Below are 25,002 nucleotides of genomic sequence, written 5' to 3'. Positions count from 1 at the left end.
GCCCAGTTCCAGGGCGAGTTCCAGGCCGTTGACCAGTACCGCGTCGGCGATCGCCAGCAGCACCGGCACGACCACGGGCGCGGTCCGGCGCAGTCGCCGCCCCCAGGTCCCGGCCGCGAACACCCGCCACCGGGCCGCCCCGCGGGCGCGCAGTCGCCCGCCGACGGGCCTCACCACGCCCCCCGGGGAGCCCCGGACACCAGGCCCGCGCGATCGGCGACGATGGCCGCCTGGATGCGGTTGATGCCCCCCAATTTGCCCAACACGGCGCGGACATGGTCCTTGACCGTACTGGGCGCCAGTCCCATCCGCCCGGCTATCTGGGCATTGCCCAGCCCCTCGCCGAGCAGGGCGAGCACCTGTGACTCCCGGGGTGTCAGTCCGCTGACCGCGCGGGCGGCCGCCGCCTGGTCCTCGGCCGTCAGATAGCCGCCGATCACCGCCCGGGTCACGCCCGGGTCCAGCACGCTGCCGCCCGCCGCCAGCGTCCGTACCGCCCGCACCAGTTGCTCGGGATCGGAGTCCTTCAGCAGGAAGCCGGCCGCGCCCTCGCGCAGCGCCGCGGTCAGGTACTCCTGGGCGTCGAACGTGGTCAGCATCGCCACCGCCGGCGGCTCCGGCGCGGCGCGCAACTGCCGCAGCACGGTGAGCCCGTCCACGTCCGGCATCCGGATGTCGAGCAGCACCACCTCGGCCGCACAGCGCAGTACGGTCTCCACGGCCTCGGCGCCCCCGCAGTCCGCGACCATCTCGATGTCCGGGGCGGTCCCCAGGATCATCCGGAGCCCGGATCTGACCAGCCGTTCGTCGTCCACCACAGCGACCCGTATCACCGGCCGCCCCTTTCTGCCTTCTGCTGGTTCACACCCGTACGGGCCCGCGGAACCGCCCGGCGCTGCGCGACTCCGTACCCCTGGCCCGGTCCCCGCCTTGCGACGGACCCGCACCCCCGCCGAGCGGCGGGGGTGAGCCCGCGACCTCGGGAGGATGCCATGCGGGCCCCCTCACGGGCAGAGTGGTCCACATGCTGCACCACTGAAGAGGCCACAAGCCCGGGACGCGTTGCAGTTCACATCGGCGGCCGCCGCGACCCCCACACGCGGCGGCCGCTGTATGGCGTTGCGGGGGCGGTTCGGAGGGGGATCTCCCCCGCACCGTCAATAGCCCGCCCGTGACGCCCCTACGGAAGCTCCTCGCCTACGCGGGCCCCACCTGCTGCCTACGAGCGGCCCGCCCCCGCCGTGCGGAGGCCCTCCGCGCGCAGTGCGCCGTACGGCCCGAAGCCGCGGCCGGTCGCCAGCACCACCACCGACGTCATCGCGGCTAAGCCGTACGCCGTGGTGGCCATCGACAGCGCGCCCTCGGTGGTCTCGAAGGACCGGTTGAAGAAGTCCGTCACGGTCAGCCACACCACCGTCCGCACGGTCAGATACAGCTCGACCGCCGCGAACACCAGCAGCGCGCCCCGTACGTCGTGCCGCCCCCGGAAGGCCAGCACGCCGAGGACCAGCAGCACGGCCACCGAACCGACGGTGGTGAACTCGATGGACGACTCAAGGTCGAGCGTGCCGCGTACCGACCCGTCCACCACCCCGCGCAGATAGCCCACCACGTCCGTCCCGCCGGCCGTCAGATCGCGCCCGGTCCAGCCCAGCCGGGCCAGGCCCATCAGCAGGAACAGCACCCCGCAGACCCGCGAGGGGCGGCGCCACGCGGGGTCCCCCTCCGCGGCTCGCGGGCGCGCCCCGGCTCTCCGCCGTTCCGTGGCGGGCACCATCACGACCAGCACGACCAGCGCCACCACCAGCCCCAGCCCGCGGGTGGCCAACGTCCAGCCGCCCAGCGGGTCGTTGCGGTACTGGTCGCGGTAGGCGGTGTCGAAGAGGCCCACGGCCTCCCGCAGTGACAGGGCGAGCAGCAGGCCGCCCGAGAGCAGGGCCGCGGAGCGGGCCACCCGCCGCTGGGCCAGCGCCAGCCCCGCGACCGCGAGGAACGCCACCGTGAGGGACCACTCGTAGGGGCCGAGGACCTGCAGGACGGGGGAGGCGCCCGGGTTGAACAGCCCCTCCAGGAAGTCCCCCAGGGTGCCGTCGGACTGCACGATGCCGTAGACGGTCCAGGCGGCCAGCGTGCCGCCGTAGAGCGCCAGGCACAGTGCGGTGGTGAGGTAGGCGCCGCTGTGCTCGGGAGCGGCGCGGCCGGGGTCGGTGCCCGGCCGGACGTCCACCGTTCCGCCGTCCTGCATCATGCTGACCGACCCCCGCTCCGCGTGTCGCAGCCGCCGTACCGGCCGATCCCGTACGGCAGCCTCACTGTGTCAAGGACGGTGGGAGAGCCGGTGGAGGTTCCACCCCGTGTGTCGTGCGGGCCGGTTGGTGTGTTCAGCGCACTTGTCGTGCGGTCGCCGCGATGAAGTCCCGGATGCCCTGGCGGGTGGTCGACCGCACGGCGTCGAAGGATTCCCGGTCGCGGACCCAGTGGAGTTCGGTCACCGCGTCCATCACCTGCTCGGTGCGGTCCAGCACTCCCGGGTCCTCGGTCACCATCTGCGCCCGGAACATGGCCTCTTGGGCGGTGTAGCGGGTCTTGTACACCTCCTCGCGCAGCTCCGGGCTGTCCTCGTCGCAGCGCTCCTCCTCGTGCAGGACGAACCAGCGGTGGACGAGCACCCGGCGGTAGTCCAGCAGCGCCCCCGCGTAGGCGCAGTACGCGTCGATCCGCTCCTGGCGCAGCCGCTCCGCGCGGGCGATGTGCGCGCTGCGGGCGGCCGCCCGGCTCTGGAAGACGTGGGTGACGCCGGACCCCAGCAGGGTGCCGAAAACGGCCACGATGCTCGCAACGACTGCCTCCATGGCGGAAGTTGATCACACGGGTGGGGTCCGGCGGGAGACCGCGGACCGGCCCGGCGGGCGGTCGTCGCAGGTCAGCGGTGGGGCGGGCGGATGTCGTCGCCGTGGTGGGGAGCCGCTCCCGCCGGGCGGACGGCGGTGCGGCAAGATAGGGGGTCATGGGCATCTTCGGGGGCGAGGGCCGGCTGATCGGCGGCCGGTACCGCCTGGGCATACGGCTGGGCCGCGGCGGCATGGGCACGGTCTGGCGGGCCACCGACGAACTGCTGGGCCGCCAAGTGGCCGTCAAGGAGCTGCACCTCGACGAGGCGACCGCCGAACCCGAGGCGCGGGTGCAGCGGGAACGGGCGATGCGCGAGGCGCGTACGGTCGCCGGCATCAAGCACCCGAACGTGATCGTCGTGCACGACGTCGTCGAGCAGGACGGCCGGCCGTGGATCGTGATGGAGCTGGTGGAGGGCCCCTCGCTGGCCGACCGGCTGCAGAGCGGCGGTCCGGTGGCACCGCGCGAGGCGGCCCGGATCGGCGTGGCGCTGCTGGGCGCGTTGGGCGCGGCGCACGCCCGCGGAGTGCTGCACCGCGACCTCAAACCGGCCAACGTCCTGATGGAGTCCGGTACCGGCCGGGTCGTGCTCACGGACTTCGGTATCGCCCAGGTGCCCGGCGTCACCACGCTGACCGACGCCGGCGGCTTCGTCGGCTCACCGGAGTACACCGCCCCGGAGCGGATGGCCGGCCGGCCGACCGGCCCCGAGGCCGACCTCTGGTCGCTGGGCGTGCTGCTGTGCGCCGCGCTCAACGGGGAGTCGCCGTTCCGCCGCGACTCGCTGGGCGGGGTGCTGCACGCCGTCGTGTACGACGAGATCGAACTCCCCGAGCCCGCCCGCCCGTTGCGGGCCGTGCTCGGCGGCCTGCTGGAGCGTGACCCGGACCGCCGGATGGGGTTGACGGAGACGGAGCAGCTGCTGCGCGGCTACCTCCGGTCGGGCCGCGCCCCGGAGCGCGGGGCGGCCGGCCCGGCCGTACCCGGCACCCCGGCAGCCCCCGGGACGCCGTTGCCGCATCCGCAGGTCCCGGGCACGCCTCGGCAGGTCCCGGGCACGCCGTTCCCCGCCGCCCCGGCCCTCGGTGCGCCGGGCGGCCCCGGCGCCCCCACCCCGCCGCACGACCGTCCCGTCAGCGGCCCGCCCGGTGTGCCGCTGCCCGGCGAGCCGGTGCCCGGTGGCCATCCGCCCACCGAGGAGCCCCTGGCCGCCGCCCCCGCGCCCCTGGGCCACCCCTCCGCCGGCCCCGCCGCCGGACGGACCCCGGGCCTGCCGATCCGTGACGCGCTCGACGAGCGGGCGCTGGCCGCGGCCGCCCGCCCGCACACCGGCCGCACCCGTACGGCGTTGCTGATCGCGCTCGCCGTCGTGGTGGTCGGGGGCGCCGGCGCCGGTGTCACGGCCCTGCTGATGCAACAGGGCGGCACCGACGACACCGCCGGTGGGGGCGGCCGCCCCGGCCACTCCCAGCAGGCCTCGCACGCCGGCCCGACGAAGAGCCCCCGGCCCGGCACGCCCCGTCCCACGGGCAGCTCCGCGCCCTCCCCGGACGCCACCGGCGGGATCCCGGACGGCTACCGCCTGGTGAAGGATCCGGTCGGCTTCGCGCTGGCCGTACCGGTCGGCTTCACCCGTTCCTACGAGCACGACCGGGTCTACTACTACTCGCAGGGCAAGCGCTTCCGGATCGGCGTCCAGGTGCAGAAGCCGGTGCCGGAGGGCCCGATCGGCGCGATGCGCGCCGCGGACGCGAAGGGCCCGGCGGACTACCGCGGCTACCGGTCGGGCCAGGTCACCGAGACCACCCACAACGGACTCCAGGCCGGGCTCTGGGAGTTCGTCTGGGACGGCAGCGCGGCGGACGGCGGCTCGCGCTACACCTACGACCTCAGCTGGGACGAGAACGGCCGGATGATCGACGTGTGGATCTCCTCGCCGCTCGGTTCGCGCACCGAGGCCAAACGTCACTTCGACACCGCCCTCGACGCCTTCCGGCTGACCGGGACGTAACGGTCCAAGATCCGCCAACGGGCCGCCGGGCGCCGGTCGTCCCAGACCAGAGCCCTTACGGCCAGCGGACACTGGCGTAATGGTGGGTGAGGGTGGATGGCCGGTGAAAACCCGTTACTGCCGGGTACACAAAGCGTCCGGGGAGGAATACCCTCGCCGACATGACGGACTCGCAGGACACCGGAACAGCCGCCTCCGCCGCCGCCGAGGCCCCCGAGGCCCCCGAGGCCCCCGAGGCCCCCGAGGCGCCCGAGGCCCCCGAGGCCACCGCGCCCGCCGACGCCCCCGCAGCGCCGACCGAGGGCAACCCGGTCGCGCCCGCCCCCGCGGGCAGCCGCACCGCCGCCGACGTGGTCACCCCCGAGATCGCCGCCCGGCTCACCCGCGGCGTGCTGGGCACGGGCCGTACCGCCAACCACACGCCGTTCACCGGCGAGAAGCTGGCCGACCTGCCGGAGTCCACCCCCGAGGACGTCGCCACCGCCTTCGAACGGGCCCGGGCCGCCCAGGAGCGCTGGGCCAGGGTCCCGGTCCGGCAGCGCGCCGCCGTCCTGCTGCGCTTCCACGACCTCGTCCTGCGCCGCCAGGCCGAGGTGCTCGACCTGATCCAGCTGGAGACCGGCAAGGCCCGGCTGCACGCCCACGAGGAGGTGCAGGCGGTCGCCGTCGCGGCCCGCCACTACGGCCGCAAGGCCCCCGCCTACCTCCGCCCCAAGCGCCACACCGGCGTCGTCCCGACCCTCACCAAGGTCACCGAACTCCGCCACCCCCGCGGCGTCGTCGGGCAGATCGCCCCCTGGAACTACCCCTTCGAACTCTCCATAGGCGATGCCCTGCCGGCCTTCGTCGCGGGCAACGCCGTGGTGATGAAGCCCGACACCGAGACCGCGCTGACCGCACTGTGGGCCCGCGAGCAGCTCATCGAGGCCGGGCTGCCGGAGGACGTCTGGCAGGTCGTGATCGGCGACGGCCCGGTCATCGGCCCCGAGGTCGTCAAGCACGCCGACTACGTCTCCTTCACCGGCTCGACCCGCACCGGCCGCGAGGTCGCCCAGGGCGCCGCCGCCCGCCTGGTCGGCGTCTCCCTCGAACTCGGCGGCAAGAACGCCATGCTGGTGCTCCGCGACGCCGACCTGGACAAGGCCGCGGCGGGCGCGGTCCGCGGCTGCTTCTCCTCCGCCGGCCAGCTGTGCATCTCCATCGAGCGGCTCTACGTCCACGAATCCGTCGCCGACGACTTCCTGGCGCGCTTCGCCGCCCGCACGAAGGCCATGCGGCTCGGCAACGCCCTCGCCTACGGCGCCGAGATGGGCTCGCTGGCCGGTGAGCGGCAGCTCCAGGCCGTCGTCCGGCACGTCGAGGACGCCGTCGCCAAGGGCGCCGAGCTGGTCGCCGGCGGCCGCGCGCGCCCCGACATCGGCCCGTTCTTCCACGAACCGACCATCCTCGACGGCGTCCAGGCCCCGATGGCCGTCTGCGACGAGGAGACCTTCGGCCCGGTCGTCTCCGTCTACCGCTTCCGCGACGAGGACGAGGCGGTGGCGCTCGCCAACGCCACGCCGTACGGCCTGAATTCCAGCGTCTGGACCAAGGACGGCCGGCGCGGCCGGGCCCTCGCCGCCCGGCTGCGGACGGGCACGGTCAACGTCAACGAGTCGTACGCGGCCGGCTACGGCAGCGTGCAGTCACCGATGGGCGGGATGGGGGACTCCGGACTGGGCCGCCGGCACGGCTCCGAGGGCATCCTCAAGTACACCGAGGCGCAGACCGTCGCCCACCAGCGGGTGATGCCGCTCGCCCCGGCCTTCGGGATGACCGATGAGAAGTACGCCCAATTCATGACCCGCAGCCTGCGCGCGATGAAGGCGTTCCGGCTGAGGTGACCCGCCCCCAGTAGCCCGCCCCTCCAGCCCCCGAACAGCAGGGAGAGCCAGTGCCGCAGGAGAACTCTGCCCAGAGCCAGGACCCGGACGGCACCGGGGCCGACGGCTACGACTACGACGTCCTCGTCATCGGCTCTGGCTTCGGGGGCTCGGTCTCCGCCCTGCGCCTGACCGAGAAGGGCTACCGGGTCGGCGTCCTGGAGGCCGGCCGCCGCTTCACCCGCGAGACGCTGCCGAAGAACTCCTGGGACCTCAAGAACTACCTGTGGGCACCGGCCCTCGGCCTCTACGGCATCCAGCGCATCCACCTCCTCGGGAACGTCATGGTGCTGGCCGGCGCCGGTGTGGGCGGCGGTTCGCTGAACTACGCCAACACCCTCTACGTCCCGCCGAAACCGTTCTTCGACGACCCCCAGTGGAAGGACATCACCGACTGGCAGGACGAGTTGACGCCGTACTACGACCAGGCCCGGCGGATGCTGGGCGTGCGGCTCAACCCGACGATGACACCGTCCGACGTCCATCTGAAGGCGACCGCGGAGGCCATGGGCGTCGGGGAGTCCTTCCACATGGCGCCGGTGGGCGTGTTCTTCGGCGACGGCGACGACGCCGACGGCACGGTGCGGGCGGAGCCGGGCGAGGAGGTGCCGGACCCGTACTTCGGCGGCGCCGGACCGGCCCGCCGGGCGTGCACCGAATGCGGCGAGTGCATGACCGGCTGCCGGCACGGCGCGAAGAACACCCTCACCGAGAACTACCTCTACCTGGCCGAGAAGGCCGGTGCGGTGATCCACCCGATGACGTCCGTCGTCGCGCTCACCGAGAACTCCCGGGGCGGCTTCGCCGTCCGGACGCTGCCGACGGACGACAAGAGGAAGGGCCGACGAGGCGGTGCGGCGCGAAGCGCCTCGATGACGGGCGGGCGGACGTTCACCGCCCGCCGGGTCGTCCTCGCGGCCGGCACGTACGGCACGCAGACGCTGCTGCACCGCATGAAGGACAGCGGGCTGCTCCCGTACGTCTCCGGCCGCCTCGGCACGCTCACCCGCACCAACTCCGAGGCCCTGGTGGGCGCCCAGACCGACAACCGCCGCTACCGCAAGCGGCACGGCGCGGAGAAGGCCGACTTCACCAAGGGTGTGGCGATCACCTCGTCGATCCACCCCAACGAGAACACCCACATCGAGCCGGTCCGCTACGGCAAGGGCTCCAACTCGATGGGCGGGCTGACGATCCTCCAGGTGCCCTACCGCCCGGCGGCGCGGGTACGGGGCTGGCTGGCCAACATGGCCCGCCACCCCTGGCTCGCCCTCCGCGCGCTCTCCAACCGGCGGTGGTCGGAACGCACCATCATCGGCCTGGTCATGCAGTCCCTGGACAACTCCCTGACCACGTACCGGAAGCCGAGCGGCCTCGGCAAGGGCCTGCTCACCGCCCGCCAGGGCCACGGCGCCCCCAACCCGAACCAGATCCCCGAGGCCACACAGGCCGCGACCCTGCTCGCCGAGGAGATCAACGGCTTCCCCGGTTCCAACATCGGCGAGCTGATGGGCACCCCGCTCACCGCCCACTTCCTCGGCGGCTGCCCGATCGGCGACTCGGGCGAGACCGGCGTCATCGACCCCTACCACCGGCTGTACGGGCACCCCGGCATCTCCGTCGTCGACGGGGCCGCGGTCTCCGCGAACCTGGGCGTCAATCCGTCGCTGACCATCACCGCCCAGGCCGAGCGCGCGATGTCCCTGTGGCCCAACAAGGGCGAGGCGGACCCGCGGCCCGCCCAGGGACGGCCGTACGAGCGGCTGGCCCCGGTGAAGCCGGTCCGCCCCGCCGTCCCGGAGAAGGCCCACGGCGCGCTGAACCTGCCGTTCCTGGCCGTACCGCAGGTCCCGCCGAAGAAGTCCCTGGCCTAGGACCACACAGGGCCGTTGGGCAACTCCCCAACGGCCCTGCGGCTTACGGCTTACTACCCACGGCTTGCGGTTACGCGGCCGCGGTGCCGTCCGTCTTACGACGGCGGACGACGAAGAGCGCACCCGCGCCCACGACCATCGCGACCCCGCCCACGAGGGCGATGGTCGGCAGCGCGGACGAGGAACCGGTCTCGGCGAGCTTGCCGGTGACCGGCAGCTGCTTCAGATCGCCCTGCGGAGCGGGCTTGTTGGGCTGGTTCTTGCCCGGCTTGCTCTTGGCCGGCGGGACGCTGCCCGGCTTGCTGCCGGCGACCAGGACGTCGAAGTCGTACTCCGCGACGTCGGAGAAGCCGCAGACGTCGTCCTCGTTGTGGTACGCGCCGATGGTGAACGCGAAGCCGTAGCTGCCCGGGGTCTTGGCGTCGACCTTCAGGCGGAGCTTGGCGTCGGCGTACTCACCGGGCTTGAGGCCGTCCACGGACGCGAAGTAGCCGTCCTCGTCGGTGATGGCCTCCCAGGTGCGGGAGTCCTCGTCGTACCACTGCACGGTCAGCAGCTTGGAGACGTCGTCGAAGCTGTCGGCGCTGATGGCGTCCAGCGCGACGTACGCGTCGACCGACTTCATCGACTTGTCGGACGTGTTGGTGGCGCGGAAGGTGAAGTTCTTCCAGCCGGAACCGGCCACGACCTTGCTCGGCAGACCGCGCAGCTCGGTGCTGATCGCGGTCTCGTCCGACTGCTCGGCGCAGGTGTCGTCGGTCGGCTCACCGGTCGGCTTCGCGGTGGGCTTGGCCGAGGTGGAGGGCTTGGGCTCGCCGGTGGGCTTGGTGTCGTCGCCCGAGCCGCCCGACCCGTCCTCACCGCCGGTGGCGGTCTCACCACCGGTACCGGTCTCGCCGCCGGTAGCCGTCTCACCACCGGTACCCGTCTCACCGGTCTCGCCACCGGTGGCGGACTCGCCGCCGGCACCGGTCTCCTCACCGGGCTTGGTCTCGTCGCCCGGGGTGGTCTCGTCACCGCCCGCCGGGGTCTCCGGCTGCGTCGCGGTGTCGTCGGTCTGGTCCTGGCCGGGGGTGCCCGGCGTCGGCTCTGCGCTCGCGGTGGTCTCGGCGTCGGCGCCGGTCGCGAACGCGGCAGGGGCCGCCATCAGGGCGGCAGGAGCTATGACGGCCGTCGCAGCGGCAGCCGTCAAGGCACGGCGAAGCTTCATCGAGAAGACCTCTCGGGGTCCAATGTGCCGTGGATCGGCACCAGTTGATAGCTGGCCGTCGCGTTGGGGGGCGCGGTATGGCCGTGCGATTTCACGTACATGACTGGCCATGGCCGAAAAAGGTTGTCTGCTCGAACGGAATTTTCCCCGTGACCCCGGTCACATGACTGGCAGTCGCCGCACAGCCGAACCCGAGCCGATCCACGGCCGACCCACAGGCGCCTTGCGGTCGGCGCACCGGCGGGGCCGGCGGGCGGCGGTGGCACGGACCCGGCCGACGGCGGTCGTGCGCCCGGCGTGCGCCCCCCTGGCGAGGCCCCCCGGCCCCATAGCGAAGGGCCCCGGATACCGTCCGCGAGGGGGGTGCGGACGGCCACGGGGCCCTTGGCTTTCGGTGCCGGCGTCAGGGCAGCGCCGGCACCGAGGGGCGGCGCTGGGGGGGGGTAGCGCCGCTGGCTTATGGGGGTGGTGCGTGGTGCTCGATGGTGCGGTGTACCGCAGTGGTCTGGACCAGTCGCAGTGCCGGATCGTCGCGGTCTGTGCGGACACGCGGCACGGCAAAAGTCCATACCAGGCGCGGTATGTCGTTCGTCAAACATCGTCCTGGATACGCCTCACCTGGCGCAACCGTTTCGACCGGATGCGGTCGGTCCCGGGCGTCCCCAGGACCGACCACCCCATCGGTTGTGACCGGGCTGCTGTCCCCTGCTGACCGGTCACCGCACCGGAACGAGGTCCCACGACGCGGGCCGCGGAAGGCGGCCGGCGTCTCATCGCTCCGGTTTTCCGCCCGTGGGGCGGCGTCTACGCGTAGTCCTGCAGGCCGCGCCTGGCTGGCGTGGCACCGGGAACAACGAAGCCTCGCGGCGCCCGGTCACGCGCCGTACGGGTGAGTCGGCAACCGAACTCAGATCCGGCAGCTGCGCCGGGCGCACGCTCCATTGTCATGCGCCCCGCCCGCGCCCCGCCTGCCCGGAACCGGCGGAACGCCGGCGCAACGGCGATCACGTCACGCCCCGAACTGATCGCCCAGCGATCGCCCGCCGACCGGAACCGACCCTTCAGCGCACGGAACCGACCCTTCACCGCACGGAACCAGCCACGGCGGGACCCGCCTCAGATCTGCCCCCGGGAGAGCTCCAGCAGGGTCATCGCCAGTGCGGTGCCCGGCTTGCCGAGCTGGTCGCGGTAGTGGGCGAGGATCTCCATCTCGCGGGAGAGGTTCACCCGGCGCCCGCCGGAGGTGATCCGCTCGCGCTGGATGACGGCCGAGACGGCCATCCGTTCCTGCACGAGGCCGATGATCCGGCCGTCGAGATCGTCGATCCGGCGGCGGGCGTCGGCGATGATCCCGGCGGCCTCCGGCGTATGGGCGCCGGTGTCGGGCGTGGGGGCGGGCGCGGTGGCGGGGCGGGTGTCCGTGCCGGCGGTCGAGGTGCTCATGTCCGTATCTCCTGGGGGTGTGGCCCCGGAGCCGATGATCGAGATCCGGACAGACGCAGGCGCCCCGGACCTTGTCGGCCCGGGGCGCCTGGGAAGTTGCTCGTCAGTGGATCAAGCAGCACGACCATGGCAGCCGGACGGGCCGGTGCCATAGGTAAAGACGAAGGTCAGCTGCTGGAACATGGGCTTCAGTATGAGCCCGTTAGAATCGAAAGTCCAACCCTGCTCCACACCGCCGGAAGGCCGCCGAAGTGCCATCAGCGCCCCCTGCCGCTGCCCCGGACGTCGTCCTCGTAGTCGACTTCGGCGCACAGTACGCCCAGCTCATCGCCCGCCGGGTCCGTGAGGCCCGGGTCTACAGCGAGATCGTGCCGTCCACCATGCCGGTGGCCGAAATGCTCGCCAAGAACCCCAAGGCGATCATCCTCTCCGGCGGGCCGTCGTCGGTCTACGCCGAAGACGCCCCCAGCCTCGACCGTGCCCTGTTCGAGGCCGGTGTCCCGGTCTTCGGCATGTGCTACGGCTTCCAGCTCATGGCCACCACCCTCGGTGGCACCGTCGACAACACCGGCGCGCGTGAGTACGGCCGTACCGCCCTGGCCGTCTCCCGCCCCGACTCCACCCTCTTCGAGGGCACCCCCGCCGAGCAGTCGGTCTGGATGTCGCACGGCGACGCCTGCTCCGCCGCCCCCGAGGGCTTCACGGTCACCGCGTCCACGGACATGGTCCCGGTCGCCGCCTTCGAGAACGACGAGCGCAAGCTCTATGGCGTCCAGTACCACCCCGAGGTCATGCACTCCACGCACGGCCAGCAGGTCCTGGAGCACTTCCTCTACCGCGGCGCGGGCCTCCAGCCCAACTGGACCACCCACAGCGTGGTCGAGGAGCAGGTCGCCGCGATCCGCGCGCAGGTCGGCAGCAAGCGGGCGATCTGCGGTCTGTCCGGCGGCGTGGACTCCGCGGTCGCCGCGGCCCTCGTCCAGAAGGCCATCGGCGACCAGCTGACCTGCGTCTACGTCGACCACGGCCTGATGCGCAAGGGCGAGTCCGAGCAGGTCGAGAAGGACTTCGTGGCCGCCACCGGCGTCCAGCTGAAGGTCGTCGAGGCCGAGGAGCGCTTCCTCAACGCGCTGGCCGGGGTCAGCGACCCCGAGCAGAAGCGGAAGATCATCGGCCGCGAGTTCATCCGCGTCTTCGAGCAGGCCCAGGCCGAACTGGTCGCCGAGGCCGGCGCGGACGGCGAGGAGGTCGCCTTCCTGGTGCAGGGCACGCTCTACCCGGACATCGTCGAGTCCGGCGGCGGCACCGGCACCGCCAACATCAAGTCGCACCACAACGTGGGCGGCCTGCCCGACGACATCGAGTTCGAGCTCGTCGAGCCGCTGCGCAAGCTGTTCAAGGACGAGGTCCGGATGGTCGGCGCCGAGCTCGGCCTGCCCGACGAGATCGTCCACCGTCAGCCGTTCCCGGGCCCCGGCCTGGGCATCCGCATCGTCGGCGAGGTCACCAAGGAGCGCCTCGACCTGCTGCGCGAGGCCGACGCGATCGCCCGCGAGGAGCTGACCGCGGCCGGTCTGGACCGCGAGATCTGGCAGTGCCCGGTGGTCCTGCTGGCCGACGTCCGCTCCGTCGGCGTCCAGGGCGACGGCCGCACCTACGGCCACCCGATCGTGCTGCGCCCGGTCTCCTCCGAGGACGCCATGACCGCCGACTGGACCCGGATGCCGTACGAGGTGCTGGCCCGCATCTCGACCCGGATCACCAACGAGGTCGCGGACGTGAACCGGGTCGTCCTCGACGTGACCAGCAAGCCGCCGGGGACGATCGAGTGGGAGTGATCGTCTGATCTCCCGATGTCAACACAACGCCGTCGCTCATTCGTTTGAGCGGCGGCGTTGTCGTTCCCCCTCGGTACGCTGGCCCCACAGGCGAGACTCCGTCGTATGGGAGCAATCATGAGCGCCGCACCCGAGGACGAGCTGGACGAGCAGGACGAGCAGTACCACTACCCCGTCCCGCCCCCGGGCGGCTGGACCGCGGACGACCTCGACCGGCTTCCGGACCTTCCTCCGCATACGGAGCTGATCGACGGGAGTCTCGTCTTCGTGAGTCCGCAGACCCGGTTCCATTCGCGCACCATGCGCCTGTTGGACAACGCTCTCCTGGCTCAAGCGCCGGAACATCTGGATGTCGACCGGGAGATGGCCGTGAGGTTGGACGGCAAGAACCAGCCGGAGCCCGACATCGTGGTGTTCCGCCAGGAGGGCATCACGGACGACGCAGACCAGACGTGGTACCGCCCGGAAGATGTCGTCCTTGCCGTGGAAGTCGTCTCGCCCGACTCCGAGGCCCGCGACCGGGACGTCAAACCCCGCAAGTACGCGGCCGCCGGCGTCCCCCACTTCTGGCGGGTCGAGAAGAGCAACGGCCTCCCGGTCGTCTACGTCTACGAGCTGGACCCGGCGACCGGTGCGTACACGCCCACCGGCATCTACCACGACCGCATCAAGGTTCCGGTGCCCTTCCCGATCGACATCGATCTCACAGCCATCAACAAGCGCCGCTGACCGGCCGCTCTTGACGCCGTGCGCCCCGCGACGGAGGATGGATTTCGTATTACGGGAGAACTGCTCCGCGATGCGGAAGTAAGTGGGACACAGGCAATGACCACCATCGGCTTCATCGGCCTCGGCATCATGGGCAGCCCCATGGCCGTGAACCTCGCCAAGGCCGGGCATACCGTCACCGGCTGGAACCGTAGCCCCGGCCGGGCGGACGCGCTGGTCGCGGCGGGTGGCAAGGAGGCCGGGTCGATCGCCGAGGCGGTCCGGGACGCGGATGTCGTCCTCACCATGGTCCCGGCGTCCCCGCAGGTCGAAGCCGTCGCGTACGGGCCTGACGGCATCCTGGAGAACGCCCGTCCGGGCACCCTCTTCATCGATCACTCCTCGATCACCCCGCAGACCTCCGTCGACCTGGCGAAGGTCGCCGCCGGCAAGGGCATCCGGGTGCTGGACGCCCCCGTCTCGGGCGGTGAGGCGGGCGCCGTCGAGGGCGTGCTGTCGATCATGGTCGGCGGTGAACGGGCCGACTTCGACGCCGCCCGGCCGGTCTTCGACGCGGTCGGCGCGACCGTCGTCCACTGTGGACCGCACGGCGCCGGCCAGACGGTCAAGGCCGCCAACCAGCTGATCGTCGCGGTCAACCTGCAGGCCCTGGCCGAGGCCGTGGTCTTCCTGGAGAAGTCCGGTGTCGACCCGGCGGCCGCGCTGGAGGTCCTGGGCGGCGGGCTGGCCGGCTCCACCGTCCTGGCCCGCAAGAAGGACGGCCTGCTCGCCCGCGACTTCACCCCCGGCTTCAAGCTGGAACTCCACCACAAGGACATGGGCATCGTCACCGACGCGGCCCGCACCGTCGGCGCCACGCTGCCGGTCGGTGCCGTCGCCGCCCAGCTCATCGCCTCCGCGGTGGCCCGCGGCGACGGCGCCCTGGACCACTCCGCACTGCTGCGCGGCGTCGAGCTGCTGAGCGGGTGCGGGCGGGAGCAGGGGGCGTAACGGAGGCAGGGGAGGGGCGTAGTGGCCCGTCCGTCAGCCGTTGCCCCGTTCCTCCCGTACGGCTGCCGCCAGCCGTTCCAGTGTCGTGGCCATCGCCGGGCCCATCCGCCGCGGATAGCCGGGGAGTTCGACGACGAGGCGGGGGAGGCGGGCGCGCGACCAGTCGTAGGTGTGCGTGACCCGGGTGGCGGCGGGGCCGTCCGCCGCACCGTCCAGGGGCGTCAAGGCGTAGCGCCAGCGCTGGCCGCCGACGAGCCGACGGCCGCGCAGCTCGCCCCAGGTCTCCCAGGCGATCAGCCGGTCCGGCTCGTACTCCACCACGACGTTCATCGACCGGTACGGGATCCGGCCCTGCGCCATCCCCATGCTGAAGCGGTCGCCCGGGCCGAGCGGCGACGGCCCCTCGGGGCGGCCGCGCAGCATCCCGGAGCCGTCCAGCGCGGCGTGCCGGGCCGGGTCCCGGAGCACGGCGAAGAGCCGTTCCGGTGCCGCGTCGATGTCCTTGCTGACCGATAGGGTCCTGCGGGCCGTCATCGTCCACCCCCTGCACCGCCGCCCTCCGGCGGCCGTCGCCGACATCCGTCCGGTGCCTCAGGTCCGTACGCGTCGTGCGTTCGGCGCTTCATGCCCGTGCGTACGGTGCTTCATGTCCGTGCGCGTCGTGCGTCCGGTTGCTCGAGTTCCGTGGGCCCATCATGACGGTCGGCGCCATTCGGGCACGTCGCGGGGCTGGTTACCTGGGGTAGCGGAGGGTAGCTTCCGCAGCGAGCCGCACGAGCCAGGTACATGCCAGAAGGAGAACGGCGATGCCCGAACCGACGCCGATACCCACCGACCAGCTGCAGTTCGCCATGCCGCCGACGCACGAAACCGTCGAGGACGAGCGGCGCCACCGCAAGGAGCGGCTGGCCGCGGCGCTGCGCCTCTTCGGGCGCTTCGGCTTCGAGGAGGGCGTCGCCGGGCACATCACCGTCCGCGACCCGGAGTTCCCCGACTGCTTCTGGGTCAACCCCTTCGGGATGTCCTTCAAGCACATCACCGTCGGCGATCTGATCCTGGTGAACGCCGAGGGCAAGGTCGTCCAGGGCCGCTACCACGTCAACCAGGCGGCGTTCGCGATCCATTCACAGGTCCACCAGGCCCGCCCGGACGTCATCGCGGCCGCCCACAGCCACTCCACCTACGGGCGGGCGCTGTCCGCGCTCGGCGAGCTGCTGGAGCCGATCACCCAGGACGTCTGCGCGTTCTACGAGGACCATGCGCTCTTCGACGACTACACCGGCGTCGTCGTGGACGAGGAGGAGGGCCGCCGGATCGCGGCCGCCCTCGGCCCGCACAAGGCGGTGATCCTGCGCAACCACGGGCTGCTGACGGTCGGCGACTCGGTGGACGCGGCGGCGTGGTGGTTCCTCACGATGGAACGCTCCTGCCAGGTCCAGCTCGCCGCGAAGGCCGCCGGCAAGCCGGTCCTGATCGACCACCACAACGCCGTCCACACCCGTGAGCAGCTGGGCAACGACCTGGTCGCGTGGATCAACTACCAGCCGCTGTACCAGCAGATCACCCGGAGCGAGCCGGATCTCTTCGACCAGGGGAGAACCCAGAACCCTCTGGAAGCCTGACGACGCAGGTCTGACGACGCAGATCTGACAGGGGCCGGACGTGGGCCTGTCGTGGGTCGGATGTGGGCCAGTCGTGGGCCGGTCGTGGGCCTGACGCGGGCCGGTGTCCCCCGGGGGCGATTTCCCCGGGGGACACCGGGCCGCTCAGGCCATACGACACGGGGGCGCGGTCAAAGGTGCGGGAAGAGGTCCCTGAACGGGTCCGCGCTCGCGGAGATCCCGCGGCTGAACGGCGAGTCGAAGTCCCAGACCAGGAACAGCAGGAAGGCGATCAGCGCGCTGAAGAGGCCGGCCATCAGCATCTCCCGGCCGGACCGCCGGATCTGCAGGGTGAACATGATGCCCACGGAGATCGCCCCGCCGATGATCAGCCCGAACCACACCACCCCCGGAAGCGTCGAATCCGCCGCGTCCGCCCGGGCGTTGCGGGCCCCGTCGGCCACCGCGACCTGGTCGACCAGCGGCTGGTAGGACTGCCCTTCGAAGTCGTTGCGCGGGTGGTAGTCGGTCACGTCGGCACGGACCTTCGACAGCAGTTCCGTGCCCCGCTGGGTCAGTTGGCCCTGGTCGGACATGGTCGACCACTCCTTGTGGACGACGTAGGAGACGTAGGCGTCCACGTCCGAGCGGATCCGGTCCTGTACGGGTGCGGGATAGGCCCGGGCCCGCGCGCTGACCTCGTGCAGCGCCTGCGCCTCGGTCCGTACGGTGTCCTCGGCCGCGCTCCGGGCCTCCCAGACGCCGGCGATGGCCAGGCCCAGCACGATCGCGTAGACCACCCCCACCATCATCGTCAGATACTCGATCACATCGGGTGTTTCGGTCGGGTCGTGGTCGTCGGTGAGCCGGCGTTCCTTGAGGACCGTGATGATCAGGACGACGCCGCAGACCGCGGCCATGGCGATGCCCAGTACCAGCCATTGCGACATGGGACCTCCTACGAGGAACGGCGCCCGGCGGAACCGGACGAGGAGCTCGAACGGGGACGGAGGGCGGCGCCGGCCAGCACGGCCGGGGCGGTGATCAGCAGGGTCGTGGTCACCATCGAGCGCCCGGCGTGCGCCTTGTGGTACGTGCGGGCGTAGTTGCGGGGCAGCACGGGCGCGGGCGAGGCGGGGCGGCGGGGTTCCGGCCGTGGGGTGGGCGGCGGGTCCGGGGGGTGGGTGCGGGGAGCCGGTGACGAGGGAGGGGGCGGTGGCGGTGGTGGTGGATGTGGTGTCGGGGGTGTTGGGGGTGTGGGGGATGGCGTCGGTCGGGGGGCGGGCGGCGGTGGCGCGGGCCTGGGGGTGCGCGGGCGGGGCGCGGGTGGACGGGACGGAGCGGGCGAGCGCGTGGCCTTCGTGCAGGGGAAGTGCCAGCCGTGCGGCATGGGGAACCCGGTCGGTACGTCCACGGGCGGCGCGGTCCCGGCGTAGGCGCAGTTGTCCCCGGCGGCCGGGCGGCCGAACCCGCCCTCGTACCGGCCCTCGTACCGGCTCTGGTGCCGGCTCTGGTGCCGGCTCTGGACGGTCACCCGCCCACCGGCCGCGGCCGGTTCGCCGGCGCTCACCGGTGCCGCGGCGGCGAACAGCGCCACGACCCCCGTCAGCAGGACGGTGGCCGCGGCGGCCAGGCAGCCCGCCCGCCTGACCGTGGGGTGGTCCGGTCCGTGTCGTGGTCCGTGGTGTCGGTACGTGGGTGACGATTGGTGTATCTGGCACACGGCGAGAGCTTGCGCAGCGGGCGCACGGCTCAGCCGTCACCGTGCCCCGGTTCGCCCGAATAGGGGAAGCGCCAGGATTGCGCGTTTCGGCCGCCGAGGGGGTGTAGGGACCGCGGGCGGGGGAGGTGGTGCGGGGTGGGGAGGCGCGTGGAGGGCTACCTCATCGTGGCGCGCCGACATCACCGTGGCACGTCAACATCACCCTGGGGCCACCTCGTCCTCGCGCGTCAACGTGCCGATGCCGGTACCACCCGCCACCAGCTGGACGTTTGCTGTCCACCGCGACGGTGTGAGCACAATTCCCGTTTACAGAGGAAGAGTTGACGGCAGCGGTGGCGGGGCGGTAACGGACGTGTCGGTTGATACGGCAGGCAGGATGGCCGGAACGGGCGAGCCGGAGGGCGGCGCGGAGCGCGCCGACGGTGACGAGTGCCGGTGTGGACGGTGTCCGCACGGCGCCCGGGCGGGACACCGGGAGGCGGTCGCCGCGTTCGTCGCGCTGCGCGAGGACTTCGCCGCCGGGCGCGGCGTACCGTCCGGGCTCGCGCACTCGGCCGGCGCCGCCCGCCAGTGGGTCTCCGACGAACTGACGTTGTCCGCCCGGGAGTTGGCCAGGCGCGGTACTGCCGAGGGTGTCGCCTGGCTGACCGCCGTGCGGTGGCGCACCCTGCTGGTGGTCTGGGGAGCGGTGGTGGCCCTACTGGTCGGTGAGGCGCTGACCGCGATCGGCGCCGGCTGGACGGCGTTCCGTACGGCGGCGTTGCTGGCGGCCGTCCTGTTGGCGCTGGCCCTGACCGCGGCGGCCTGGCTGCACCGGTCGCACGGCGGGGCGCTGGCGCCGCTGATCGGGGAGGACGGCCGGCTGTCCACCTCGCGGACGGTCGCCGCGGCCTGGGCGGCGGCCGTGCTGTACGCCGTACTGATCACGGCGGTCCGGCTGGCGACCGCGACCGGCCCCGATGCGCGGCACCGCCTGCTCCGCGGCCTGGCGCTCGCCCACTCCGGCACGGCGCTGGCGCTGCTCGGCCTCGCCTGCGGGGTGGCGGTGCTGGCCTACGGGCTGGTGGCCGTGCGGGTGCGGACCGGATGGCTGCAGAAGGTGCCCGCGGAACGGCCGCGGGGCGCCGATCTGCTGACCGACGATGCCGGGCGCGGCAGCTTCCTGGACGTGCAGTACGTCCTGGTCAACGCCGCGGTGCTGGCGTTCGCCCTGGTCCGGTTGGCCGGCCAGCCCGGCCAACTGCCGCGTCTGTCGTGGGGGTTGGTGGCCCTGGCGGGCGTCTCCGGAACGGCGTACCTCGCCGGGAAGCTGGTGACCGGCGGCCGTCCGGTGATCCTCTCGGTGGTTCGCGCGCGTGAACTGGGTGACCTCGCGGCGCCGGTCCGCACCGGCGACGACATCGAGATCCGCGGCGCCGGTTTCGTCCCCCCGGGGGCCACCACGCCCGACCGGCTGGCCCGCACCGTCGTACGGATCGGCGCGGTCCACGTCCCGGTACCACTGGTCCCGGTGGCCGGCGGCTTCGCCAATCCCACGGACGGCGTGCTCACGGTCCCGGTCCCGGTCGACGTCGAACCGGGCCGGGTGGAGGTCCGGGTGATCACGGCGGCGGGCGTCGAGACGGCCGGCTTCCCGATCGACGTGGTGGACTGATCGATCGAGGTGCTGGACCGAGCAATCGGCGTGGGGCTTGGCGATTGGCGTGGGGGCTTCCCGATCGGCGTGGGGGCTGAGCGATCGGTGTGGGGCTTAGCGGTCGGCGTAGGGACTGAGCGAACGGTGTGGTGGCTTGGCGATCGGCGTGGTGGCCTGAGCGGTCGACGTCGAGGACGAGCGGTAGACGTGGAGGACCGAGCGCGGGCCTCCAGGGTGGCGTGCGGGCGGCGGGCCGGGTGGTGCGCCTCGATGGGCCGGGTGGCGGGCGGGGCGGCGCGCCCTGGCGTGCGGGGTGGCAGGCCCGGTGGGCCGGGTGGCGGACGGGGCGGCGCGCCCTGGTGTGCGAGGTGGCAGGCCCGGTGGGCCGGGTGGGGTGTGGGGCGGCCCGCCCTGGCGTGCTGGGTAGCGGACCGGGCGGCGTGCGGGGCGGCGCGCCCTGCACGCGGGGTGGCGGGCCCGGCGGGCCGGGTGGGGCGGACGGGGCGGCCCGCCCTGGCGGGCCGGACGGGGCTGCGGTCCTCCGTCAGTTCCGGTCCTCCGCCCGTTCCGGTCTCCCGCCCGTTCCGGTCTTCCGGGTGTCGATTCTGTGTGCGGCAGTGGCCGGAAGTGCAGCGGTCCGTTGAACCTCTGGCGCAGGTGCGTACGTATCTCCCCCTGAGGCGCGGGCGCGGGCACAATCGTCGCTCCCGGTGGCAACGGAGAGGCGGACGTCATGGTTCACGCGAATCGCACGATCGGTGCCGACTTGGCGGGCTCGGGCATCGACGGCCCTGGTACCGGGCTGCGCGGGCAGCTGGCCCGCCACGCGCTGCTCCCGCTGCGCCTCTTCCTGGGCGCCACCTTCCTCTACGCGGGGATCGACAAGCTGACCGACCGGGCCTTCCTGGCGGCCGGCGGGTCCGGTTCGCTCGGGGAGATGCTGCGTCAGGTCCACGACGTGGCGGCGCTGCCGCAACTCGTCGACCTGGCGCAGCAGAGCCCGGTGGGCTTCGGCTACGCCATCGCCGCGGGTGAGCTGGCCGTCGGCCTGGGGACGCTGGTCGGACTGCTGGGCCGGCTCGCGGCGTTGGGCGGCGCGCTGATCTCGCTGTCGCTATGGCTCACCGTGAGCTGGGCGACCACGCCGTACTACTACGGCAACGACCTCGCCTATCTGATCGCCTGGCTGCCGCTCGTGCTGGCCGGTACGCCTCGCTTCTCCCTCGACGCGGCCCTCGCCAACCGCCGCAAACGCCAGGGGGCGCAGCTGTTCGGCTAGGCCGTGTCCTTTGTTCGGCCAGGCCGCGTCTTCCGGATCGGCCCAGGTCGGCTCGTGGCGTTCCGCGGGCCGTGGTCTCCTCCGCGCCCTCATGGTGCGAGGCCCGCGACCGCTCACCCGGGGCTAAGCGCGCTGTGTCGTCGGGGCCTCCTCGGTGCGGTCGGCGTGGTGGCGGCGGATCGTGGCCCATACGGCGGCGGTGATGCCGGAGAGGAGGAGGCCGGCGGGGAGGGCCAGGAGCAGCCAGGGGCCGGGTGCCTCCCAGACGCCGAGGGCGTCGAGGCCGTAGGCCGTGCCGAGGGTGAGGGCGGTGACGCCGGAGATCAGCCGGGCCGGTTCGAAGGGGTGGCGCTTCACTGGAGGGCTCCCTGGCGGGTCGGGACGGTCGGTGCCGTGGCCGGTCGTGGGGTGGCGGGCACCGGGGGCGCGGCGGTGGCCGACGGGGGCGTGGTGGCCGTCGGGACGGGTGCCGGTGCGGCGGGCGGCGGCGGGGTCAGGGGCGGGGTGGCGCGTTGGATGTCGACCTGGCCGGCGCCGACGCTGAGGTCCAGGTCGAGCACCCCGTGCGGCTTCTCGCCCTTCTTGAGGCCGTCGGCGGGCAGCGTGATCGTCTTGTCCTGACCGCCCGCCAGCAGCTCCAGGTGCTCGGAGGCTTCGCCGGGCAGCCGGATGTCCCCCAGACCGACCGATATGTGCAGGTGGGTGGTGACACCCGGCGGCAGGGTCACCTGGAGGCGGCCCGCGCCCACGTCGGCGCTGGTGTGCACCGTGCGGCCGCCCTTGAGGGAGAGGCCGCCGAGGTCCAACTCGCCGGAGCCGGAGCCGAGTGCGTAATGCGGCCGCACGGCGGCGACGGTGGTCGGGGCCCAGCTGCGGTTCTGCCAGTCGGCCGTGAAGGTGCGCGGCAATACGGTCACGCCGGCCAGCATCATGGCCGTCAGCACCATGAGGAAGACCGTGCCGCCGCCGGTCCGTCCGAACCAGGCGCTGAGGACCAGTCCCAGGCCGAAGACGACCAGCGCGGCGGCCAGTCCCGCCTGGACGGACGGTACGAAGGTGGCGTGCCGGGCGACGGCGAGGGCGGTGCCGGCGCCGCCGAACAGGGCGAGCAGGAAGGTCAAACCGCCTATCGGACGGCCGGGACGCCGGTTCCTGCGCGGGCTGTGGGCCGGGTGGGCGCCGCCCGCCGGCACCGGCGCTCCCGGCGGCCGGGCGGCGCCGGCCCAGGCGTCCTGACCGGGAGCGGTGGCCGCGTCCGCGCCATGGGCGAAGCGGTAGGTGATGTCCAGGGGGAGCGGGGTGGTCTCGGGGCCCCACAGATAGCCCCCGGCGGCCGCGTCCCGCGAGCGCGGATCGCGCCACCAGGAGGGACTGGCGGGCACCGGCGGCGCCTTGGTCTCCGGCGGGGCGTCGGCGACCGCCTGGGCCGTGGCGGCGTCCATCGAATCCGGGCCCTGGGCCTCTGCTTGGCGGCGCCGCTGCGACCAGTACGCCGAACCGCCCACCGCCAGCAGCAGCATGATGGCGAAGGACATCATGCTGCCCTTGGCGAGCGTGGTCAGGAACAGTCCGCAGCCGACCAGCGCGAAGAGCAGCGCGGTCAGCGCCGAACCCTCGACACGGCCCGAAAGCAGCCTGCGGCCCTCGTTCTGCTCCTCGCCGTCGAGCGGGATCGCCAGCCAGGCGAAGCCGTAGAGAATCAGGCCGACACCGCCGACGGAGAGCACGGCCAGCACGATCCGGAAGATGACCGGGTCGAGGTCCCACTGCCGGCCCAGCCCGCCGCACACCCCGGCGATGACCTTGTGCCGCCGGCTGCGGCGCAGCGGCGGATGCGGTGGGGTGGGGCCGGCGGGGTCGGACGGCGCCGGCTCCGCGACGGGGGCTGCTTCGTTCATGGACTCATGGTGACAAGATCAACGCGGCCGCGGAATCCGTGAAAACCCTGGCAGAACCCTGAGATCCGCCGCCGGCATCCCCGACACCTCTCGGGGCCGTGCGGAAATCCCCCGCCGGCGGTCATATGCCACGAGCTTCCGCCCGTACCGGCGCACACGAGGCGACCTGCGGTGGGCCGGGGACCGTCCGCCGCCGCCGGAGACTATCGTTGCGCCTCGGATACGTACGGGTTTCCGGAGGGGCGTGCGGTGACGGAGGCGGCGTCGGTGGACGAAGGGCGACTGGTCGCCGGGCGGTATCGCCTGCTTGAGCGGATAGGCCAGGGCGGCATGGGGACCGTCTGGCGGGCCCGGGACGAACTCCTCGGGCGTCAGGTCGCCGTCAAGCGCCTGCACGTGTCACCGCAGCTCGAGGCGGACGAACTGGCGACCCGCCATGAACGCACCACGCGTGAGGCGCAGGCCGCGGCGCGCATCAACCACCCCAACGTCGTGGGCGTCCACGACGTCGTGGACGACGCCGGGCTGCCCTGCATCGTCATGGAGTACGTCCCCTCCACGACGCTCGGCGACGCCATCAAGGAGGCCGCACGGACCGGTGGTTCGGTCACCCCGCGCGAGGCCGCCCGGATCGGCCGCGGCATGATCGCGGCGCTGCGGGCCGCGCACGCCGCCGGTGTGCTGCACCGTGACGTCAAGCCCGGCAACGTGCTCCTCGGCGAGGACGGCCGGGTCGTGCTCACCGACTTCGGCATCGCGGTCGCCTCCGGGGCCTCCACCCTCACCAAGACCGGCGAGCTGGTCGGCTCCATCGACTACTTGGCGCCGGAACGCGTCAAGGGCGGCACCCCGGGCCCCGCCTCCGACCTGTGGGCGCTGGGCGCGACGCTCTATCAGGCGGTCGAGGGACGGCCCCCGTTCCGTAAGAACACCGCGGTCGAGACGGCCTACGCGATCGCCATGGACCCGCTCGACCCGCCGCGCAACGCCGGGCCGCTCACCCCGCTCATCGAGGCGCTGCTCGCCAAGGAACCGCAGGACCGGCCGACCACCGAGGTCGTCGAGCAGGCGCTGCGGGCGGCAGAAGCGGATGCGCAGACGGCGGTGCTGCGGCGCGGTGCGCCGCTGTACCCCGGTGGCGGGGCGGGCGGTGGGGAGCCGACCGCAGGCGACGGGACGGGTCTCTCCACCCGACAGGCGCCGCGGCCCACCGAGTCCACAATGGGCCAAGGGGCGGAACCCCTACCCGAATCCCGCACCGAGGCCGTTCCCCGGCCCGTTTCCGGGGGCCGCCGCCTAGCCGTCGTATGGGGTGTCGTGGGCGTCCTTGCCGCCACGGCCATCGCGGGCGGCGTGCTGTACACGGCCGGATATTTGGGTCCGTCGACGAATCAGGGAGCGGGAGGCGCGCAGGCCGCGCCGCCTGCCACAAAGCCGAAGCCGAAGTCGAAGCCAAGCCCGACCAAACTGCCACCCACTCCGGACGGATATCGCCGGGTCACAGAAAAGGATTTGGGCGTTTCCTTTCCAATTCCCGACGGGTGGACACGTCTCTACAAGCCGCAGCTCGACGAGGTCGACTACATCGACCCCACCCGGAAGGTCAACCTGAAGATCAGCGTGCTGAGCTTTGCAAGTGCGGACCCGGTCCGGCACTTTGCGCAGGTCGAGCAGCAGGTGAAAGCGCAGCAGGCCAGGGAAGGCCACAGCTACTCGCGGCTGCGGTTGCAGGACACCACATACCGGGGTCAGCCGGCGGCCATCTGGGAATACCTGTTTCAGGGGTCGGTCCGCATGTACCGTGCCACGGACCTGGGATTCGGGCGCGAGGGCGAACGCGAGTACGCTATTTATTTGTCCGCGCCCGATGCCCTGTGGACGCAGTACAAGCCGGTATTCAATGTGGTGTGCGATGGCTTCAGTCACAAGTAGTGTCAGCCACCGGTAGGGAAGGCC

Annotated in this window: 19 protein-coding genes and 1 pseudogene; 10 read left to right on the top strand and 10 right to left on the bottom strand. The window is 72.7% G+C overall.

Going from position 1 to position 25,002, the window contains the following annotated elements; all coding sequences use genetic code 11:
* Positions 1–170: 170 nt before the first annotated feature.
* The 3 genes from ACFV1J_RS32880 to ACFV1J_RS32870 form a co-directional block, all read right to left on the bottom strand.
* Positions 171–833 (bottom strand): response regulator transcription factor, encoded by a 663-nt coding sequence (locus ACFV1J_RS32880; protein ID WP_265361477.1) that lies wholly within the window; start codon positions 831–833, stop codon positions 171–173.
* Positions 834–1,219: 386 nt separating this feature from the next.
* Positions 1,220–2,248 carry a hypothetical protein gene (locus tag ACFV1J_RS32875; RefSeq protein ID WP_385864279.1) on the bottom strand — a complete coding sequence of 343 codons (1,029 nt, stop codon included), beginning with the start codon at positions 2,246–2,248 and terminating at the stop codon, positions 1,220–1,222.
* Positions 2,249–2,381: 133 nt separating this feature from the next.
* The gene (locus ACFV1J_RS32870) at positions 2,382–2,852 is read right to left on the bottom strand and encodes a hypothetical protein (RefSeq protein ID WP_385864277.1); all 471 of its coding nucleotides are present in this window, start codon (positions 2,850–2,852) and stop codon (positions 2,382–2,384) included.
* Positions 2,853–3,007: 155 nt separating this feature from the next.
* Between ACFV1J_RS32870 and ACFV1J_RS32865 the strand changes: the two genes are divergently transcribed.
* The 3 genes from ACFV1J_RS32865 to ACFV1J_RS32855 all read left to right on the top strand — a co-directional run bounded on the left by ACFV1J_RS32865 (position 3,008) and on the right by ACFV1J_RS32855 (position 8,699).
* Positions 3,008–4,903: a protein kinase gene (locus ACFV1J_RS32865; protein WP_385864276.1), complete on the top strand. Its 1,896-nt coding sequence runs from the start codon at positions 3,008–3,010 to the stop codon at positions 4,901–4,903.
* Positions 4,904–5,064: 161 nt separating this feature from the next.
* On the top strand, positions 5,065–6,786 hold the full coding sequence (locus ACFV1J_RS32860; RefSeq protein WP_385864273.1) for a succinic semialdehyde dehydrogenase: 1,722 nt from the start codon (positions 5,065–5,067) through the stop codon (positions 6,784–6,786).
* A gap of 50 nt (positions 6,787–6,836) precedes the next feature.
* Entirely contained in the window at positions 6,837–8,699 is a 1,863-nt protein-coding gene (locus tag ACFV1J_RS32855; protein WP_385864271.1) for a GMC oxidoreductase, read from the top strand.
* A gap of 70 nt (positions 8,700–8,769) precedes the next feature.
* Here the strand turns inward: ACFV1J_RS32855 and ACFV1J_RS32850 are convergent, their stop codons facing one another.
* Both ACFV1J_RS32850 and ACFV1J_RS32845 read right to left on the bottom strand, forming a co-directional pair.
* Positions 8,770–9,909, bottom strand: coding sequence for an LAETG motif-containing sortase-dependent surface protein (locus tag ACFV1J_RS32850; protein WP_385864268.1), 1,140 nt, complete (start codon positions 9,907–9,909; stop codon positions 8,770–8,772).
* Between the two features lie 1,116 nt (positions 9,910–11,025).
* Positions 11,026–11,352: a chorismate mutase gene (locus ACFV1J_RS32845; protein WP_385864266.1), complete on the bottom strand. Its 327-nt coding sequence runs from the start codon at positions 11,350–11,352 to the stop codon at positions 11,026–11,028.
* Between the two features lie 251 nt (positions 11,353–11,603).
* Between ACFV1J_RS32845 and guaA the strand changes: the two genes are divergently transcribed.
* The 3 genes from guaA to ACFV1J_RS32830 all read left to right on the top strand — a co-directional run bounded on the left by guaA (position 11,604) and on the right by ACFV1J_RS32830 (position 14,909).
* Positions 11,604–13,190: a glutamine-hydrolyzing GMP synthase gene (gene guaA, locus ACFV1J_RS32840; protein WP_385864264.1), complete on the top strand. Its 1,587-nt coding sequence runs from the start codon at positions 11,604–11,606 to the stop codon at positions 13,188–13,190.
* 117 nt (positions 13,191–13,307) lie between these two features.
* Complete coding sequence (locus ACFV1J_RS32835; RefSeq protein ID WP_385864261.1) at positions 13,308–13,919, top strand: Uma2 family endonuclease; 612 nt, start codon at positions 13,308–13,310, stop codon at positions 13,917–13,919.
* A 96-nt stretch (positions 13,920–14,015) separates the two neighbouring features.
* Entirely contained in the window at positions 14,016–14,909 is an 894-nt protein-coding gene (locus tag ACFV1J_RS32830) for a 2-hydroxy-3-oxopropionate reductase (RefSeq protein WP_385864259.1), read from the top strand.
* Positions 14,910–14,942: 33 nt separating this feature from the next.
* On the opposite strand, the gene ACFV1J_RS32825 is transcribed toward ACFV1J_RS32830, so the two are convergent.
* Positions 14,943–15,443: an SRPBCC family protein gene (locus ACFV1J_RS32825; RefSeq protein WP_385864257.1), complete on the bottom strand. Its 501-nt coding sequence runs from the start codon at positions 15,441–15,443 to the stop codon at positions 14,943–14,945.
* 266 nt (positions 15,444–15,709) lie between these two features.
* Between ACFV1J_RS32825 and ACFV1J_RS32820 the strand changes: the two are divergent.
* Positions 15,710–16,531 (top strand): annotated as a pseudogene (locus ACFV1J_RS32820) (class II aldolase/adducin family protein); the annotation flags it as partial.
* Positions 16,532–16,701: 170 nt separating this feature from the next.
* Here the strand turns inward: ACFV1J_RS32820 and ACFV1J_RS32815 are convergent.
* Positions 16,702–17,460 (bottom strand): hypothetical protein, encoded by a 759-nt coding sequence (locus ACFV1J_RS32815; protein WP_385864253.1) that lies wholly within the window; start codon positions 17,458–17,460, stop codon positions 16,702–16,704.
* An 8-nt stretch (positions 17,461–17,468) separates the two neighbouring features.
* Positions 17,469–17,630 carry a hypothetical protein gene (locus ACFV1J_RS32810; RefSeq protein ID WP_201807153.1) on the bottom strand — a complete coding sequence of 54 codons (162 nt, stop codon included), beginning with the start codon at positions 17,628–17,630 and terminating at the stop codon, positions 17,469–17,471.
* A gap of 979 nt (positions 17,631–18,609) precedes the next feature.
* On the opposite strand from ACFV1J_RS32810, the gene ACFV1J_RS32805 reads away from it, so the two are divergent.
* Both ACFV1J_RS32805 and ACFV1J_RS32800 read left to right on the top strand, forming a co-directional pair.
* Positions 18,610–19,887 carry a hypothetical protein gene (locus ACFV1J_RS32805; RefSeq protein WP_385864250.1) on the top strand — a complete coding sequence of 426 codons (1,278 nt, stop codon included), beginning with the start codon at positions 18,610–18,612 and terminating at the stop codon, positions 19,885–19,887.
* Positions 19,888–20,602: 715 nt separating this feature from the next.
* Positions 20,603–21,148: a TQO small subunit DoxD gene (locus ACFV1J_RS32800; protein WP_385864248.1), complete on the top strand. Its 546-nt coding sequence runs from the start codon at positions 20,603–20,605 to the stop codon at positions 21,146–21,148.
* A 123-nt stretch (positions 21,149–21,271) separates the two neighbouring features.
* On the opposite strand, the gene ACFV1J_RS32795 is transcribed toward ACFV1J_RS32800, so the two are convergent.
* Both ACFV1J_RS32795 and ACFV1J_RS32790 read right to left on the bottom strand, forming a co-directional pair.
* The gene (locus tag ACFV1J_RS32795) at positions 21,272–21,505 is read right to left on the bottom strand and encodes a hypothetical protein (protein ID WP_385864246.1); all 234 of its coding nucleotides are present in this window, start codon (positions 21,503–21,505) and stop codon (positions 21,272–21,274) included.
* Positions 21,502–23,046 (bottom strand): PspC domain-containing protein, encoded by a 1,545-nt coding sequence (locus ACFV1J_RS32790; RefSeq protein ID WP_385864244.1) that lies wholly within the window; start codon positions 23,044–23,046, stop codon positions 21,502–21,504. The genes ACFV1J_RS32795 and ACFV1J_RS32790 overlap by 4 nt, the downstream gene beginning before the upstream one ends.
* 330 nt (positions 23,047–23,376) lie before the next feature.
* Between ACFV1J_RS32790 and ACFV1J_RS32785 the strand changes: the two genes are divergently transcribed.
* Positions 23,377–24,978 carry a serine/threonine-protein kinase gene (locus ACFV1J_RS32785; RefSeq protein ID WP_385864284.1) on the top strand — a complete coding sequence of 534 codons (1,602 nt, stop codon included), beginning with the start codon at positions 23,377–23,379 and terminating at the stop codon, positions 24,976–24,978.
* Positions 24,979–25,002: the final 24 nt, after the last annotated feature.

Source organism: Streptomyces sp. NPDC059649, from assembly GCF_042734445.1.
GTDB lineage: Bacteria > Actinomycetota > Actinomycetes > Streptomycetales > Streptomycetaceae > Streptomyces.
Note: the sequence above shows the minus strand (reverse complement) of the source record. Positions and strands in the feature narration are given on the sequence as shown.

What these genes read in the sequence shown, in the direction of transcription:
- ACFV1J_RS32850 (WP_385864268.1), bottom strand. Translation starts at nt 9,909, where the DNA reads ATGAAGCTTCGCCGTGCCTTGACGGCTGCCGCTGCGACGGCCGTCATA.
- ACFV1J_RS32845 (WP_385864266.1), bottom strand. Translation starts at nt 11,352, where the DNA reads ATGAGCACCTCGACCGCCGGCACGGACACCCGCCCCGCCACCGCGCCC.
- ACFV1J_RS32800 (WP_385864248.1), top strand. Translation starts at nt 20,603, where the DNA reads ATGGTTCACGCGAATCGCACGATCGGTGCCGACTTGGCGGGCTCGGGC.
- ACFV1J_RS32785 (WP_385864284.1), top strand. Translation starts at nt 23,377, where the DNA reads ATGGGGACCGTCTGGCGGGCCCGGGACGAACTCCTCGGGCGTCAGGTC.
- ACFV1J_RS32825 (WP_385864257.1), bottom strand. Translation starts at nt 15,443, where the DNA reads ATGACGGCCCGCAGGACCCTATCGGTCAGCAAGGACATCGACGCGGCA.
- ACFV1J_RS32875 (WP_385864279.1), bottom strand. Translation starts at nt 2,248, where the DNA reads ATGATGCAGGACGGCGGAACGGTGGACGTCCGGCCGGGCACCGACCCC.
- ACFV1J_RS32860 (WP_385864273.1), top strand. Translation starts at nt 5,065, where the DNA reads ATGACGGACTCGCAGGACACCGGAACAGCCGCCTCCGCCGCCGCCGAG.
- ACFV1J_RS32865 (WP_385864276.1), top strand. Translation starts at nt 3,008, where the DNA reads ATGGGCATCTTCGGGGGCGAGGGCCGGCTGATCGGCGGCCGGTACCGC.
- ACFV1J_RS32815 (WP_385864253.1), bottom strand. Translation starts at nt 17,460, where the DNA reads ATGTCGCAATGGCTGGTACTGGGCATCGCCATGGCCGCGGTCTGCGGC.
- ACFV1J_RS32870 (WP_385864277.1), bottom strand. Translation starts at nt 2,852, where the DNA reads ATGGAGGCAGTCGTTGCGAGCATCGTGGCCGTTTTCGGCACCCTGCTG.
- ACFV1J_RS32805 (WP_385864250.1), top strand. Translation starts at nt 18,610, where the DNA reads ATGGCCGGAACGGGCGAGCCGGAGGGCGGCGCGGAGCGCGCCGACGGT.
- ACFV1J_RS32790 (WP_385864244.1), bottom strand. Translation starts at nt 23,046, where the DNA reads ATGAACGAAGCAGCCCCCGTCGCGGAGCCGGCGCCGTCCGACCCCGCC.
- ACFV1J_RS32830 (WP_385864259.1), top strand. Translation starts at nt 14,016, where the DNA reads ATGACCACCATCGGCTTCATCGGCCTCGGCATCATGGGCAGCCCCATG.
- ACFV1J_RS32835 (WP_385864261.1), top strand. Translation starts at nt 13,308, where the DNA reads ATGAGCGCCGCACCCGAGGACGAGCTGGACGAGCAGGACGAGCAGTAC.